The following is a 14164-nucleotide window of genomic DNA, read 5'->3' as shown; positions in this document are numbered from 1 at the left end:
GGGCGTTCCTCCTATGTCGTCGCTATCATCCGGTAGCTCGGATTCTCTATCGCCTGCACCGCCTGCGCCAACGCCTCGATGGCCTGTGGGCGAGTGAAGCCGCGCCGCCAGGCCAGGGCGACGCGGCGCGAAGGTTCAGGTTTCTCGAAGGGAATGGCGCGCACCATGTCCGAGCGGTAAGGGCCTGCCATGGCGCTCGCCGGCAGGACCGAGATGCCGTAACCGGATGCCACCATGCAGCGGATGGTCTCGATGGAATGGCCCTGGTGCAGCGAGCCCTCGGCATGGCTGATGTCTGGGCAGGCATCGAGCACCTGTTCGCGGAAGCAGTTGCCGGCCTTGAGCACCAGCACGTCGTCGCCGCGCACTTCCTCGGAGGCGATTTTTTTACGTCTGCCCCAAGGGTGCCCCTGAGGCACGATTACCTGGAACGGCTCGTCGTAGAGCGGGCGGGTAAGGATGCCGGGGATGTCGAAGGGCAGGGCGATGATGGCGGCGTCCACCGTGCCGTATTTGAGGAAATCGGCCTGCATGGCGGTCATGTTCTCCTCGATGTAGAGGGTCATTGCCGGCATCGTGCGGCGCATGGAGGCAATCAGTTCCGGCAGCAGGTAGGGACCGATGGTGTGAATTACCCCGAGACGGAATTCCCCGGTCAGGGGGTTGCGGCCGGTCTGGGCCACCATTTCCACGCGCCGGGTTTCGTCCAGTGCACGGCGCGCCTGGGCGACTACCTGGTGGCCCAGGTCGGTCAGGGCGACATGGCCCTTGGCGCGTTCTATCAGCTGCACCCCCAATTGGATTTCGAGATTCTGCAAGGCGATACTCAGGGTCGGCTGGCTGATGTGGCAGCGCTCGGCCGCCCGGCTGACGGAACCCTCGTCGGCGAAGGCGACCAGGTAACGCAAGGAAGAAATTTTCATCGAATCATCCTTTCAGAAGTGCACGGTATAGCTGGAAGCTATGCAACGTATTTAAAAAAACAATAAACAAATCATTGACTTACGAATTGCCGCAATACTACCATGCGAACTAACAAGATAACAGCATCCGAAAAGCTTTTTTCAACGAAGAAGGAGAAACACCATGTCGAAACAGCGCATTTTGTCCCTGACCCTTGCCGTGGCGGCGTCGATTGCCGTCAGCGGAGCGGCATATGGCCTGGACAGCAAGGAGCCGATCCAGCCCATCGCAGCAGCCAAGACCAAGAATCCGGCCCTGGCCGAGCTCGGCAAGAAACTATACTTCGATGCCCGCCTGTCCAAGTCCGGTTTTATTTCCTGCAATTCCTGCCATAACCTTTCCATGGGCGGCACCGATAACCTCAAGACCTCCATTGGCGACCACTGGCATGAGGGCCCCATCAACGCGCCCACCGTTCTCAATTCCAGCATGAATGTGGCGCAGTTCTGGGATGGTCGCGCCGCGGACCTCAAAGCCCAGGCGGGCGGCCCCATCGCCAACCCGGGCGAGATGGGCTTCACCCATAAACTCGCGGTCGACGTGCTGCAGTCGATCCCTGCTTACGTCGCCGAGTTCAAGATGGTGTTCGGTTCCGACCAGGTGACCATCGAGGAAGTAACCAAGGCCATCGCCGCCTTCGAGGAAACCCTGGTAACGCCGAACTCGCGTTTCGACAAGTGGCTGAAGGGCGACAAGAAAGCCTTGAACGCCAACGAGGTCTCCGGCTACAAGCTGTTCAAGGAGAGCGGTTGCGTGGCTTGCCACAACGGCCCTGCCGTGGGCGGCAATTCCTACCAGAAGATGGGTGTGGTCGAAGCCTACAAGACCGCCAGCAAGGCGGAGGGACGTTCGGCGGTAACCGGCAAGGATGCCGACCGCTTCAACTTCAAGGTGCCGACCCTGCGCAACGTGGAGTTGACCTATCCCTACTTCCACGACGGCGAGGCGGCCACCCTCAAGCAGGCAGTCGAAACCATGGGCCGCATTCAATTGGGCAAGAAATTCAGCGATGACGAAAACGCCAGGATCGTGGCCTTCCTCAAGACCCTGACCGGCGACCAGCCGTCATTCAAGCTGCCGATCCTGCCGCCGTCTTCCGACCTGACGCCGCGTCCGCAGCCTTTCGGCAAGTAGGCCGATTAAATGTGACAAGGGGGGCCATGCTCCCCTTTTTTTGTGCTAGCCGAGTGCCTTGAAATAGGCCACTGTAATCAACCCCATCACCAGCAGCAGCCAGCCCAGCACGATGCCGCGCCACAGCCAGCGCGTGCGGCGCAAACCCATGAAGTAGTTGGCCACCATCTGCACCTTTACCGCGGCGGTGCCGAGTACGGTGAGCATGACGGCCATGCCGCCCAGGCCGGCTTCGCCGATGGCGTAGGTGGTCCCGGTGAGCAGCATGAGGACCAGCCAGATGAAGGTGCAGGGGCGGATGAAATGGGGTTTGTGCGGCGTATCCATGCTCGGAACTCGTTAATCCTGAAAAAAATAATCAGCCACAGAGAACACAGAGGACACAGATGAAGAGCAGGCAAACCGTAGAAATTTTCATCTCTGTGTCCTCTGTGATCTCTGTGGCTTGAATTGCAGTTAGTGAATCACGTAAACCAGTGGGAACAGGATGATCCACAGCAGGTCAACCATGTGCCAATAGGAGGCGCCGGTTTCCACGCCGGTGTGATTCTCCACGCTGTAGCCGCCGCCTCGCGCTTTCAGCATCACCGCGGCGAGGATCACCATGCCGAGGATCACGTGCATGAAATGGAAGATCGTCAGCGACAGGTAGAACATGTAGAAGGTGTTGCTGCTGAGCGTGATGCCGGCGGAGAACTTGGCGTGAAACTCGAACACCTTGATGACCAGGAATACCCCGCCCATGCCGATGGCGGCGGCTGTCCAGCGTGCGCATTCATCCGATAAACCCTGCTTGATGGCCGCGACGGCGCGCACCATGAAGTAGCTGCTGGTGATCAGCACCAGGGTGTTGACGGCGCCGGAGGTGCGGTTGAGGTGCTGTTGCGATTCGTCGAACAGCTCCACGTTGTGCGCCCGCGCAAACGCGTAGGCGACGAAGAAGACGCCGAAAGCCAGAAGCTCGGCGAAGATGAAAAACCAGATCGCCAGGTCGCCTGGCGGTGTGGCATGAATTTCGTGAGAAACGTGCGTATTGTTTATCAAAATAGTGGGTTATTAAGTTAAAAAAAGGGAGGGGCGCGAACGCCCCTCCAAATGAGAACACTTATGCTGCTGCGTGCGCTTCACCCTTCTTGCAGAAGAAGCTCCAGACGTAAAGTACCAGTCCGATCAGGAACACGAAGCCAGTGATCTCGCGCAACCAGTAGAACAGCATGACCTGGTCCTGCGCGGCCATGAAGCCCATCGGCGTGGTGCCCATGCGCTGCAGCCAGATCTGCAGGATGCCGGCGGCGGTGAGGAACAGCGTGATGAACACGATGGACACCGTCATCAGCCAGAACGACCACATTTCCATGATCTGTGCCGGGCCGGAGTTCGCGCTGCGTCCGCGCAGCAACGGCATGGCGTAGGAGATCATGGTCAGGTTCACCATCACGTAGGCACCGTAGAAGGCCATGTGACCGTGAGCCGCGGTGATCTGCGTGCCGTGGGTGAAGAAGTTCACCGGGGCCAGGGTGTGCAGGAAGCCCCACACGCCAGCACCGAGGAAGGACATCACGCCGGTACCCAAGGCCCACAAAGTGGCGGCCTTGTTGGGATGCTCGCGGCGACGGCGGTTCACCATGTTGAAGGCGAACACGGTCATCATGAAGAACGGGATGGGTTCCAGGGCCGAGAACACGGAACCGAACCATTGCCAGTATTCAGGCGTACCGATCCAGAAGTAGTGGTGGCCGGTACCGATGATGCCGGTGATCAGGGTCATGGCGATGATGACGTAGAGCCATTTCTCGATCACTTCGCGGTCCACGCCGGTGATCTTGATCAGCACAAAGGCCAGCATCGCACCCAGGATCAGTTCCCATACGCCTTCCACCCAGAGATGCACGGTCCACCACCAGAAGTACTTGTCCAGAACCAGGTTGGAGGGGTTGTAGAAGGAGAACAGGAAGAACACCGCCAGGCCCCACAGACCAAGCAACAGCACCAGGCTGATCGAAGTCTTGCGACCCTTCAGCACGGTCATGCTGATGTTGAAGAGGAAGGCCAGCGCCACGATCACGATGCCGACTTTGGTCGGTAGCGGCTGTTCGAGGAATTCCCGTCCCATGGTCGCCAGGATGTCGTTACCGGTCATCTGGGCAAGCGTGGCGTAAGGCACCGTAAGGTAGCCGACGATGGTCAGCGCACCGGCCACCAGGAAGATCCAGAACATGAGCAAGGCCAGCTTGGGACTGAACAGCTCGGTCTCCGCCTCCTCAGGTATCAGGTAATATGCCGCGCCCATGAAGCCGAACAGAATCCACACGATCAGCAGGTTGGTGTGGACCATGCGGGCCACGTTGAAAGGGATGGCGGGGAACAGGAAGTCGCCCACCACGTACTGGTAGCCCATGATCAGACCGAACAGAATCTGTCCGATGAACAGGCCAATGGCGGCGATGAAGTATGGCTTCGCCACCGCTTGGGATTTATATTGCATCTTTAATTCCTCCTAAACCGTTTTGTGTCAGGGTATCTGCTGGATTAGCCTTCAATGTTCGGCGGCCAGTTGTTGGTGTTGATCTCCGACGTCCATTTCAGGAAGGCGACCATGTCGTCGAGTTCCTGATCGGTCAGGTTGAATTGCGGCATCTGCCGGCGGCCAGGCGCACCGGTAGGCATGGCCTTGATCCATCCCTTGATGAATTCGCCGCCGCGCCGCTTGTAGACGTTGCCCAGTTCGGGAGCGAAATAGGCGCCTTCACCCAGCAGGGTGTGGCATCCGACGCAGTCGTTCTTTTCCCAGATGTGCTTGCCGCGTACGACGGAATCGGTGATGTTTTCACGGTGATCCCGTTTCGGCAGGTTCTGCACTGTGTCGAAGGTCAGGGCGAGAAACAACAGGAAGAAGAAAACGGCTCCTCCGTAGAATATGTTTCGCGCCATCCCCTTGGTAAATGTTTCGCTCATAACTTACCCCCTGAATAGCTTTTGATGGTTGGCTCCAAACCCGATCGTTTAGCTCTCCCCCCTCGATGGATTGAGGAGGAGTGCGTACAAACAGGTTCCTGATTGCGGCACGCTCACATTAGATTAGGAGGGGTCCCCATTCCTTGACTTGCGTCAAGATTATCGGGATCGGGGAATTTTCGGCCACGATACTTGTCCGCCGGGCTATGATTGCGGCGATTTTCGATAAGGGCTTACCCATGAACCTGGTTTTTCTCGTGCTGTCGGCCATGCTGGCCATGGTCGGGGCGTGGCTGCTGCCGCTGGTCGGCGACCTGCAGCGTGCCGCCCACGTCCACCTGGCGTTCGCGCTGGGGGTGATGCCCCTGATCATGGGCGCGATGACGCACTTCGTCCCGGTGCTGACGCGCACCGGCGCGGCGGCGCGCCAGGTGCAGCTTCTGGCCGGCCTGGCCTGGCAGGCCGGGGTGCTGGCGACCGCGTTTTTCGCCTTCAGCCTGCCCCCGTCCGTGCGCCTGTTCGCGGCCTTGCTCGCGGTGCTCGCCGTCGCACGCCTGGCGGGGTGGCAGTGGATGCGCGCCCGGGCGGCGCTGGGCAGCCCCCATCCGGGCGTGTACTGGTACCTGGCGGCACTGTTCTGCCTGCTGCTGGCCCTGCTCGCAGTGGCGGGGATGGATGCGTGGCCGGCGCAATATCTCGCGCTCAAGCGTTTGCATCTGCACCTCAATCTGTTCGGATTCGTCGGGCTGAGCGCCGTCGGCACCCTGCAGGTGCTGCTGCCCACCGCGGCCGGGCAACCCGACCCGCAGGTCGCCGCCAGACTGCGCGGCGATCTGCCGGCCGCACTGGGCGGGACCTTGCTGATCGCGCTCGGGGCCGCATGGTTGCCGCTGTTGTCCGCGCTGGGGCTGCTTCTCTGGCTGGTTCCCGTGGGGCGCTTGGGCGTCGCATGGCTGGCGCGTTACCGCAGCGGAATCTTTCAGCGCCATGGCGCGATGCCGCTCCTGGCCGCGGCGCTGGCGGGCGTTGTCCTCTCGCTGCTCGCAGGCGGCGCGCATGGCGCGGGCTGGCTGGATTCCACCGGCGTCGCGCACCTGTTCGTTTTTTCCTTCCTGTTCCCGTTGGTGAGCGGCGCCGCCGGGCAACTGCTCCCGTTGTGGTTTCGGCCGGGGCGCCAGACGGAATGGCATGACTGGGCGCGTTGCCGTCTGACTTTCGCCGCCGGCTTTCGTGCCTTGCTGTTCCTCGCCGCCGGCCTGCTGGTCCTGGCGGGCTTCAGGTGGGCTGCCTGGCTCGCGCTCGCCGCGCTGCTGCCGTTTCCCTTGGCTGCACTGGGCGTTTTGTGGCGCGCCCGGCGCGCTTGATTTGAATCAAGGATGGGTAGCGCTGTGCGTAATATCCTACTGTTTTTGTCGTAAATTAGGAGCATTACCATGGCGCAGTTCAACATCCTCCAGCCGGAAGCGATCTATCCCTTCGACGCGCGCTGCGTCGCCAAGCGTTTTCGCCATGCCGCCATTTTTGGTGCGCTCGATGCGCTCAATCCAGGCGAAACCATGCATTTCATGAACGACCACGATCCCTTGCCCTTGCTGGAGCAGATGCGCCAGCGCTACGGCGAGACGGTCGAAATCAAGTACGTGAGCCGCGAACCGGAGCTGATCGCGATCAATTTCACGCGGCGCTAGCGTTCGCGCGAACAATTTCCGCGTTTACCCGGTGGTAAGTGCGGCTGGCGGAAACGATGTTCAGCCACAGCCACAGGTTGGAGGCGCCGAACAGCAGCGCTGCCGGGTAAGCAAAACTTGCGGGCCATAAAACGGCTGCGAGGAGCGTGCCCAGCGCGGCGAAGTGCAGCCACATCTGCCGGGCGGTGCGGGTTTCCGGCAGGATTTCCCTGACGTTGGGCACTTTGGGCCCGCTCGGTCCGCGCCGGCTCTGCAAGTGGAACCACACCAGGAACGGCACAATCTTGTAGAGCATGCCGTTGATGACCGACATGGCAAAGCCGGCGATCATCAGCACGCCCAGCAACAGGCTGTAGCTTTGCGTCATGCCGATGGCTGGCGCGATCTGCGCCGTCAGCCACAGCGCAATCGCGAGCAGCAGGCACAGCAGACCGCCGCGCCAGAAATTCAGCGTCACGTCGGGCAGCTTGCGCCGTCGTTTCAACTGCAGCCACAGGGTGGTCAGCGCAAAGGCGGCAAAGCCTGCCGCCAGCAGGGTTCCCAGCAGTATCCTCAGCCGCGGCGCGTGGTTTGTCAGGGCGAGTCCCGGCAGCAGGACGAAAAGCGCAGGTGCCAGCCAGCGCGTGAGCCTGGCGGGGTAGTGCGGCGTGAGCTGGAACATCGGCACCACCTGATAAGCGACTCCCACCACCAGTATCCCGACCCAGCCTAGCAAGCCCCAGGTGAGGTGGAGATTGGTTAGCGCTTCGCGTGCCTGCAGCCACCATCCGAATGCGTAGTTGCTGAGCAAGGTCAGGCCGAGCAAGGCCGTTGCCGCAAGCATCAGGGCGGCGAGCCGCATCGCCCGAACGGTCATGTTGTGCGGCAGGGCGCGGCGCAGCGTGACGACGACCATGGCGGCGAACAGGAGCAGCGCTGTTCCCAGTGTCGGCATGGCAAGTTTTAGGGCAAGCGGCAGGGTGAAAATCAGGCCGGAACAAAGCAGGACAATGCCGCCCGTTCCCAGCGTGTGAACCAGGGCAGCGGTCAGCCCGGGTCGCCCCACCGGTGCGCCGGCCACGACCGGCAGCATCTGCAGGATCGCCCCCAGCATGATCAGCCCCATGTGGCCGAGGGTCAGCAGGTGGGTGGTGCCCAGCAGGGCAGGGTTCCAGCGGCTGCTGAGCAGATCAGGGCCTTGCCACAGTAGGACCAGGGCGGCGGTGAGCGCGAACAGGGGCGCGGTGAGGAAAAAGCGAAACGGCACCGCGAACGGCGGCGCCTGGTCGAGCGACAGGCTGGCCGGCTGGGTCATGGCGGGGTGCGGCTTGGCGCAGCCTGCTCCTTGCGCCAGATGAGTACTTCATAAGTGCCGTCGTCGTTGCTGTGTGACTGGTAGCTGAAGCCCCACTCTTTCAAAATGGGGAACAGCATGTAAGGCGTGCGGTGGATCAGCAGGCGCAGATGATCGCCGGGCTCAAGGCTGTCGATCGCCGCGAGGGTAAGTTCCATCGGCTCGGGCGGTTCCAACCAGCGGGCATCGAGTACGCGCTCGGCCATCGGATCAGGTCAGGGCGCGCATACGCCCGACCACCTCGTCCAGTTCGCCAGCCAGCGCCTGGTCGGCCATCTGGTACAGCATCTGCTCTTCCTTCATGTTGTGCTGCTGCATGATGATGAGCAGCGTGTCGGCGTCGCCGAGGAAGCTGTTGCTGTCCTTGCGCGCCATTGCGTCTGCCATCTGGTTGAGCAGGTCGGTCATCTGGCGATGTTCGGAGCGCATCATCGATGTCGGGCCTTGCGTCATGCCGGTGCGAGCCTCGAAGGCGGGGAACATGACTTCCTCCTCCATGGCGAAGTGGTGCAGCAGCGCATCGTGGAACAGGCTGAACTCGCGTGCGGCATTGTCCCAGTCGCCATGCGCGGCGGCCGCTTCCGCTACGGCGAACAGGTTGTCGCAGCGCTGGTGGTCGGGGGCGAGAAAATCGCTGATCGTGGTCATCGGGAAACTCCAGCAGAAATTGATGCCGAGAAACGGCTCGCACTAATTTTCGGGGTTGCCGGTGTTCGACGCATTGACCTGAATCAAGCATCCCGGTGCGGCTCTTAAAGCTGGAAATTCAGGGAACCGCCGATTTATTCGTCATTGCGCGGAGCGAAGCGACGAAGCAATCTGTAATTTGTTTGATTTGCCTGGATCGAGATTGCTTCGCTGCGCTCGCAATGACAATGTCACACCCTAGTTGTACCAGGATTTCGGCTGCGCTATTTCCCAGCTTTTCCGTCCCAGCCGGATCAGCCAGCCGGTGTAGATGAATGCTTCGAACATCAGGAATGCGAATCCCCAGAGGAGAACGTTCAGCAGCGAATAGTCGCCGACTTTGCTCACGTATCCCCAGGCTTGGGGCGGGTTGATCCAGTTGACCAGCAAAGGGCCGAGCCACGGTCCCAGCAGGCAGGAAAGCGTCGCCATGGCGGTCAGATGCATCGCCACCTGACGGCCCGAGGGCAGGTATTTGAACAGCACGCTTCCCTTATCCTGCTGATCCATGGCCCCCCCCTGTTCAGCGCTTGGCCTTGGCCGCTTTCTGCGGCACGGTCTGGAAGGTGTTCTCCACCAGCGGCGGCGCGTCGACCTGCGGCACGTGGCACTGCACGCAGTTGTAACGTGCGCTGGATACCTGTTTCATGATCTCGCCGGTTTGCTGGTTGCGGAAGTGGCTGTCGCCGATCTTGGGCGCATTCTTTTCCTTGAATTTTTCCGGGCCGTGGCAGGTCAGGCACTGGTTTTCCTCCAGCGTGATCTCGTCGAAATTTTCGGTGGCATGTGGAATCACCGGGGGTTGCTGCAGGAAAGTGCGCGTGATCGGTTTTTGCGATCCGGGGCGTTTCCCCGGGTTGAATTTTTCTTCCGGCGCCTGATCCGAAACCTGGGGGTCCACGCCGCGCAGCGAATGGACCGCGCTTTCCGCGGACAATGCCGGTGGCGTGGCGGCGAAAGTGAAGGCTGAAGCGGCCAGTGTCACCAAGGCGAAGCGCAGTGCGTTTTTCATGGTTGATCTCCTCTTTATAATGTCGTGGTTTCTGATCATGTTATGGCCTGTTGCCGAGCGCAGCCGTTTCCCCTCGCGGAGCGTTGTCGGCCACCTTGTTGTTGAAGCGCAAACCGAATCCGAATACTTGTTTCGAGCACACATCGATACAGCGGCCGCAGTTGGTGCAATTGGATGCTGTGATCACCGGCCCGATGCCCTTGCCCGCGCCCTTGAGCGCGGGTTTGATGACCTGCGGCTCGGGACACACGACAAAACAGTCCATGCAGTCGTTGCACGCAGACCGCTGTGCCGCTTTGACCCGCACCAGGCTGGTTTTGCCGATCAGGCTATAGAACGCGCCCACCGGGCAGAGGTGGCCGCACCAGCCGTCCGGGCTGACGAACAGGTCGAACAGGAACACCGCGAGAATGACGGCCCACGCCGTTCCCATCCCGAAAATCAGGCCGCGGTGCAGCATCGAAACCGGATTGAGCATTTCCCAGGCAATGGCGCCGCTGGCGGCAGCCAGAACCAGCGTCATGGCCAGTATCCAGTAGCGCGTCGCGCGTGAAAAACGTGCGCCGCCCTTGATGCCGAAACGGCGGCGCAGGCTGGCGGCGAGGTCGGTCACCATGTTGACCGGGCAGGCCCAGGCGCAATAGGCGCGTCCGCCTGCCAGCGCATAAAATCCGATGACGATGGCGACCCCGACGAGCGCGAGTTTTTCCGCTACGTGCCCGGCCAGCAGGGACTGTAGCAGCACATACGGATCGGCCAGCGGCAGGGTGTCGAGCGTGAGGCTGTAGGCCAGGTTTCCCTTGACGATCCAGATGCCCGCCCACGGGCCGATCAGGAACAGGGCGAGGATACCGAGCTGCGAGACGCGGCGCAGCAGCAGCCATTTATGGGCGCCCAGCCAGCCTTTCGCCAGTACGGCGTCGGCGCCGATTTTTCCGTTCGGGCTCACAGCTTATCTCCGTGCAGCGCCCTGGGTGCGCCGGATGGCGCTGCCGGTGCTGCATGCGGCGCCACGGCCTCGCCGCTCAGGCCCGGACCCTGTTCATACTTGAAGCCTTCCGGCAGGTTGTACTGGTGCTCGATCTCCGGCGCGACCAGGCTTTCTCCGGCCTTCTTCTTTTCTTCCCAGCCGAGGCGGTAGTGCTTGCCCAGTTCTCCCTTGGCAAGCTGGACCGGAAACACCTTGATCGCCGCGACGTCCAGCACGCAGGACTTTTCGCACTTGCCGCAGCCGGTGCAGTATTCCGAGTGGACCGTGGGCAGGAACATGGTGTGTTTGGCGGTGCGCACGTTGTGCGTGCGCTCCAGCGTGATGGCCTTGTCGATCGCCGGACACACGCGGTAGCACACGTCGCAACGCAGGCCGAGGAAATTGAGGCAGGTCTCCTGGTCGACCAGCGCTGCCAGGCCCATTTTTGCCTTGTTGATGTCGGTCAGCTGGTGATCCAGCGCGCCGGTGGGACAGGCCTTGACGCACGGGATGTCCTCGCACATTTCGCAGGGGATCTTGCGCGCCACGAAATAGGGCGTGCCGGTGGCGAGATCGTCCTCCGGCCTGGCCAGTTCGAGTATGTTGTAGGGGCAGTCGCGCACGCACATCCCGCAACGGATGCACGCGCCCTGGAAATCCGCCTCCGCCAACGCGCCCGGTGGGCGGATGGCGGTGGGCGGCAGGGCGCGCGCCTGCCTGGTGTACAAGCCCAGCCCCAGCCCGAACACGCCGACACCGCAAGCGGTCTTCGCCATGTCGAGCAGGAACTGACGCCGCGACTGATTGTTGCTGGTAACTGCCATGATCCAGGTTGGGGCGAGGGTTTAATTCCCCGCCCCACGCTCCCCCTTTACGCCTTAACGATCTTGGCCGCGCATTTCTTGAAGTCGGTCTCTTTCGAGATCGGGCAGGTGGCGTCCAGCGTCAGCTTGTTGACCAGGCGCGATTCGTCGAAGAAAGGCACGAATACCAGTCCGACCGGCGGCTTGTTGCGGCCGCGGGTTTCCACCAGGGTGGTGATTTCGCCGCGCCGGCTGATGACCTTGACCTTGTCGCCGCGCTTTAGGCCGCGCTTCTTGGCGTCTTCCGGGTTCATGAAAACCCAGGCATCCGGTACCGCCTTGTAAAGCTCCGGCACGCGCCGCGTCATGGAACCGGTATGCCAGTGTTCCAGCACGCGGCCGGTGCACAGCCACAGGTCGTATTCCTTGTCCGGCTGCTCGGCGGCGGGCTGGTAGGGCAGGGCGAAAATTACCGCCTTGCCGTCGGGATGGCCGTAGAACTTGATGCCTTCGCCTTTCTTCACGTAAGGGTCGTAGCCCTCGCGGAAGCGCCACAGGGTTTCTTTGTTGTCCACCACCGGCCAGCGCATGCCGCGCGCCTTGTGGTAGTTGTCGAACAGCGCCAGGTCGTGGCCATGGCCGCGACCGAACTGGGCGTATTCCTCGAACAGCCCTTTCTGGACGTAATAGCCGAAGGCGGCGGATTCGTCGTTGGTGTAGTTCTTGATGCCGTGCTCGTTGACTTTCTTAAGCTCGGAAAGCGGGAATTTGTTGACCTCGCCGTTGGCGTAGAGCACGTCGTACAGGGTTTTGCCCTTGAATTGCGGGGCTTTTTCCAGCAATTCGGCGGGCCAGACTTCCTCGACCTTGAAGCGCTTGGAAAACTCCATGTACTGCCACAGGTCGGAACGGGATTCGCCCGGTGCCTTCACCTGCTGGCGCCAGAACTGGGTGCGGCGCTCGGCATTGCCGAACGCGCCTTCCTTCTCCATCCACATGGCGCAGGGCAGCATCAGGTCGGCGGAAACGGCGGATACCGTTGGATATACATCGGAGACCACCACGAAGTTGGCAGGATTGCGCCAGCCAGGGTAGGTTTCGCCGTTGATGTTGGGGCCTGCCTGCATGTTGTTGGTGGTGGAGGTCCAGTAGAAGTTGATCAGGCCGTCCTTGAGATCGCGGCTCTGCCTCACCGCGTGCGATCCGATCCAGTCCGGAATGGTGCCGGCGGGCAGGTTCCAGATCTTTTCCGCGATTTCGCGGTGCTTCGGGTTCATCACCACCAGGTCGGCGGGCAGGCGGTGGGCAAATGTGCCCACTTCACGCGCGGTGCCGCAGGCCGAGGGCTGGCCAGTGAGAGAGAAGGGGCCGTTGCCGGGTTCGGAAATCTTGCCGACCAGCAGGTGCACGTTGTAGATCATGTTGTTGACCCAGGTGCCGCGCGTGTGCTGGTTGAAGCCCATGGTCCAATACGACACCACTTTCTTCTTGGGATCGGCGTAAAGCTTGGCGAGCGAGAGCAGGTTTTCCTTGGGTACGCCGGAAAGCTCGGAAGCTTTTTCCACCGTGTATTCGGAAACGAAGGTTTTGAACTCGTCGAAGGTGATCGGGCTGGAGTTGTTCGGGTTGCCTTTGGGCTTGCCGTCGGCGCCGGGGTAGCCGTTGTTGTTGGCCACCTGTTCGAGCGGGTGGTTGGGGCGCAGGCCGTAGCCGATGTCGGTGACGCCCTTCTTGAAGTTGACGTTCTTTTTGACGAACTCCTCGTTCACCGCGTTGTTCTGGATGATGTAGTTGCAGATGAAGTTGAGGATGGCCAGGTCGGACTGGGGTTTGAAAATCAACGTGTTGTCCGCCAGCTCGGTGGTGCGGTGGTCGAAGGTCGAGAGCACGTGTGTCGTGACGTCCTTGCCGGTGAGGCGGCGGTCGGTGATGCGCGACCACAGGATGGGGTGCATCTCGGCCATGTTCGAACCCCACAACACGAAGCCGTCGGCGTGCTCGGCATCGTCGTAGCAGCCCATCGGTTCGTCGATGCCGAAGGTGCGCATGAAGCCGGTTACGGCGGAAGCCATGCAATGGCGCGCATTGGGATCGAGATTGTTGGAACGGAAACCGGCTTTCATCAGCTTGGAGGCGGCATAGCCTTCCCACACCGTCCACTGGCCCGAGCCGAACATGCCGATGCCCTTCGGGCCTTTGGCTTTAAGGGTGGCCTTGCATTTCTCCGCCATGATGTCGAAGGCCTGGTCCCAGCTGATGGGGGCAAATTCGCCGTTCTTGTCGAACTTGCCGTCTTTCATCCGCAGCATGGGCTGGGTGAGGCGGTCCTTGCCGTACATGATTTTCGACAGGAAATAGCCTTTGATGCAGTTGAGCCCCTTGTTCACCGGTGCGTCCGGATCGCCCTGGGTGGCGACCACGCGACCGTCCTTGGTGCCGATCAGCACGCCGCAGCCGGTACCGCAGAAGCGGCATACGCCCTTGTCCCAGCGTACCCCGCTGTCACCTGCCGCAGCCAGCGCGGCCTGCGCGCCCGGCACGACAACGCAGGCTGCGCTGGCGGCGGCGGAAACGGCGCTGAGTTTTATGAATTCACGGCGAGTCAATTCCATTTTAGGT

General features: G+C 61.3%; 16 protein-coding genes. 3 read left to right on the top strand and 13 right to left on the bottom strand.

What is annotated here, in order from left to right; translation table 11 throughout:
- Window positions 1-11: 11 nt before the first annotated feature.
- Complete coding sequence (locus SKTS_RS13140) at window positions 12-923, bottom strand: hydrogen peroxide-inducible genes activator (RefSeq protein WP_173065790.1); 912 nt, start codon at window positions 921-923, stop codon at window positions 12-14.
- 163 nt (window positions 924-1086) lie between these two features.
- On the opposite strand from SKTS_RS13140, the gene SKTS_RS13135 reads away from it, so the two are divergent.
- Window positions 1087-2097, top strand: a complete 1011-nt coding sequence (locus tag SKTS_RS13135; protein ID WP_173065787.1) for a cytochrome-c peroxidase — start codon at window positions 1087-1089, stop codon at window positions 2095-2097.
- 45 nt (window positions 2098-2142) lie between these two features.
- Here SKTS_RS13135 and SKTS_RS13130 read toward each other — a convergent pair whose 3' ends face one another.
- From SKTS_RS13130 to SKTS_RS13115, 4 genes are all read right to left on the bottom strand, one after another.
- A complete protein-coding gene (locus SKTS_RS13130) occupies window positions 2143-2424 on the bottom strand; it encodes a cytochrome C oxidase subunit IV family protein (RefSeq protein ID WP_173065785.1) in 282 nt (93 codons plus the stop codon).
- A 129-nt stretch (window positions 2425-2553) separates the two neighbouring features.
- Complete coding sequence (locus SKTS_RS13125) at window positions 2554-3141, bottom strand: cytochrome c oxidase subunit 3 family protein (RefSeq protein ID WP_173065782.1); 588 nt, start codon at window positions 3139-3141, stop codon at window positions 2554-2556.
- Window positions 3142-3202: 61 nt separating this feature from the next.
- Window positions 3203-4582 (bottom strand): cbb3-type cytochrome c oxidase subunit I, encoded by a 1380-nt coding sequence (locus SKTS_RS13120; protein ID WP_173065780.1) that lies wholly within the window; start codon window positions 4580-4582, stop codon window positions 3203-3205.
- A gap of 44 nt (window positions 4583-4626) precedes the next feature.
- Window positions 4627-5052, bottom strand: a complete 426-nt coding sequence (locus SKTS_RS13115; protein ID WP_173065777.1) for a c-type cytochrome — start codon at window positions 5050-5052, stop codon at window positions 4627-4629.
- Between the two features lie 239 nt (window positions 5053-5291).
- Here SKTS_RS13115 and SKTS_RS13110 point away from each other — a divergent pair, with 239 nt between their 5' ends.
- A complete protein-coding gene (locus SKTS_RS13110) occupies window positions 5292-6416 on the top strand; it encodes a hypothetical protein (RefSeq protein WP_173065774.1) in 1125 nt (374 codons plus the stop codon).
- 69 nt (window positions 6417-6485) lie between these two features.
- Window positions 6486-6740: a DUF2249 domain-containing protein gene (locus SKTS_RS13105; RefSeq protein WP_173065771.1), complete on the top strand. Its 255-nt coding sequence runs from the start codon at window positions 6486-6488 to the stop codon at window positions 6738-6740.
- Here the strand turns inward: SKTS_RS13105 and SKTS_RS13100 are convergent.
- From SKTS_RS13100 to napA, 8 genes are all read right to left on the bottom strand, one after another.
- Window positions 6727-8034, bottom strand: a complete 1308-nt coding sequence (locus SKTS_RS13100; protein ID WP_173065768.1) for a hypothetical protein — start codon at window positions 8032-8034, stop codon at window positions 6727-6729. The genes SKTS_RS13105 and SKTS_RS13100 overlap by 14 nt on opposite strands.
- Window positions 8031-8279: a DUF2249 domain-containing protein gene (locus tag SKTS_RS13095; RefSeq protein WP_173065765.1), complete on the bottom strand. Its 249-nt coding sequence runs from the start codon at window positions 8277-8279 to the stop codon at window positions 8031-8033. Before SKTS_RS13095 ends, SKTS_RS13100 begins: the two co-directional genes overlap by 4 nt.
- A 4-nt stretch (window positions 8280-8283) precedes the next feature.
- Window positions 8284-8721 (bottom strand): hemerythrin domain-containing protein, encoded by a 438-nt coding sequence (locus SKTS_RS13090; RefSeq protein ID WP_173065762.1) that lies wholly within the window; start codon window positions 8719-8721, stop codon window positions 8284-8286.
- Between the two features lie 237 nt (window positions 8722-8958).
- Window positions 8959-9270, bottom strand: coding sequence for a hypothetical protein (locus SKTS_RS13085; protein WP_173065759.1), 312 nt, complete (start codon window positions 9268-9270; stop codon window positions 8959-8961).
- 13 nt (window positions 9271-9283) lie between these two features.
- Window positions 9284-9772, bottom strand: coding sequence for a nitrate reductase cytochrome c-type subunit (locus SKTS_RS13080; RefSeq protein ID WP_173065756.1), 489 nt, complete (start codon window positions 9770-9772; stop codon window positions 9284-9286).
- A 40-nt stretch (window positions 9773-9812) separates the two neighbouring features.
- On the bottom strand, window positions 9813-10721 hold the full coding sequence (gene napH / locus SKTS_RS13075) for a quinol dehydrogenase ferredoxin subunit NapH (RefSeq protein ID WP_173065753.1): 909 nt from the start codon (window positions 10719-10721) through the stop codon (window positions 9813-9815).
- Entirely contained in the window at window positions 10718-11566 is an 849-nt protein-coding gene (gene napG, locus SKTS_RS13070; protein ID WP_173065750.1) for a ferredoxin-type protein NapG, read from the bottom strand. The genes napH and napG overlap by 4 nt, the downstream gene beginning before the upstream one ends.
- A 47-nt stretch (window positions 11567-11613) precedes the next feature.
- Window positions 11614-14157, bottom strand: coding sequence for a nitrate reductase catalytic subunit NapA (gene napA, locus SKTS_RS13065; RefSeq protein ID WP_173065747.1), 2544 nt, complete (start codon window positions 14155-14157; stop codon window positions 11614-11616).
- Between the last annotated feature and the right edge of the window lie 7 nt (window positions 14158-14164).

It is taken from the genome of Sulfurimicrobium lacus (genome assembly GCF_011764585.1).
Classification (GTDB): domain Bacteria; phylum Pseudomonadota; class Gammaproteobacteria; order Burkholderiales; family Sulfuricellaceae; genus Sulfurimicrobium; species Sulfurimicrobium lacus.
This window is presented reverse-complemented; position numbering and strand designations above follow the sequence as displayed.

Coding starts and splice junctions, on each gene's coding strand:
- napA (WP_173065747.1), bottom strand. CDS start 14,157: ATGGAATTGACTCGCCGTGAATTCATAAAACTCAGCGCCGTTTCCGCC.
- SKTS_RS13095 (WP_173065765.1), bottom strand. CDS start 8,279: ATGGCCGAGCGCGTACTCGATGCCCGCTGGTTGGAACCGCCCGAGCCG.
- SKTS_RS13140 (WP_173065790.1), bottom strand. CDS start 923: ATGAAAATTTCTTCCTTGCGTTACCTGGTCGCCTTCGCCGACGAGGGT.
- SKTS_RS13105 (WP_173065771.1), top strand. CDS start 6,486: ATGGCGCAGTTCAACATCCTCCAGCCGGAAGCGATCTATCCCTTCGAC.
- napG (WP_173065750.1), bottom strand. CDS start 11,566: ATGGCAGTTACCAGCAACAATCAGTCGCGGCGTCAGTTCCTGCTCGAC.
- SKTS_RS13100 (WP_173065768.1), bottom strand. CDS start 8,034: ATGACCCAGCCGGCCAGCCTGTCGCTCGACCAGGCGCCGCCGTTCGCG.
- SKTS_RS13090 (WP_173065762.1), bottom strand. CDS start 8,721: ATGACCACGATCAGCGATTTTCTCGCCCCCGACCACCAGCGCTGCGAC.
- SKTS_RS13085 (WP_173065759.1), bottom strand. CDS start 9,270: ATGGATCAGCAGGATAAGGGAAGCGTGCTGTTCAAATACCTGCCCTCG.
- SKTS_RS13110 (WP_173065774.1), top strand. CDS start 5,292: ATGAACCTGGTTTTTCTCGTGCTGTCGGCCATGCTGGCCATGGTCGGG.
- SKTS_RS13130 (WP_173065785.1), bottom strand. CDS start 2,424: ATGGATACGCCGCACAAACCCCATTTCATCCGCCCCTGCACCTTCATC.
- SKTS_RS13135 (WP_173065787.1), top strand. CDS start 1,087: ATGTCGAAACAGCGCATTTTGTCCCTGACCCTTGCCGTGGCGGCGTCG.
- SKTS_RS13115 (WP_173065777.1), bottom strand. CDS start 5,052: ATGAGCGAAACATTTACCAAGGGGATGGCGCGAAACATATTCTACGGA.
- SKTS_RS13120 (WP_173065780.1), bottom strand. CDS start 4,582: ATGCAATATAAATCCCAAGCGGTGGCGAAGCCATACTTCATCGCCGCC.
- SKTS_RS13080 (WP_173065756.1), bottom strand. CDS start 9,772: ATGAAAAACGCACTGCGCTTCGCCTTGGTGACACTGGCCGCTTCAGCC.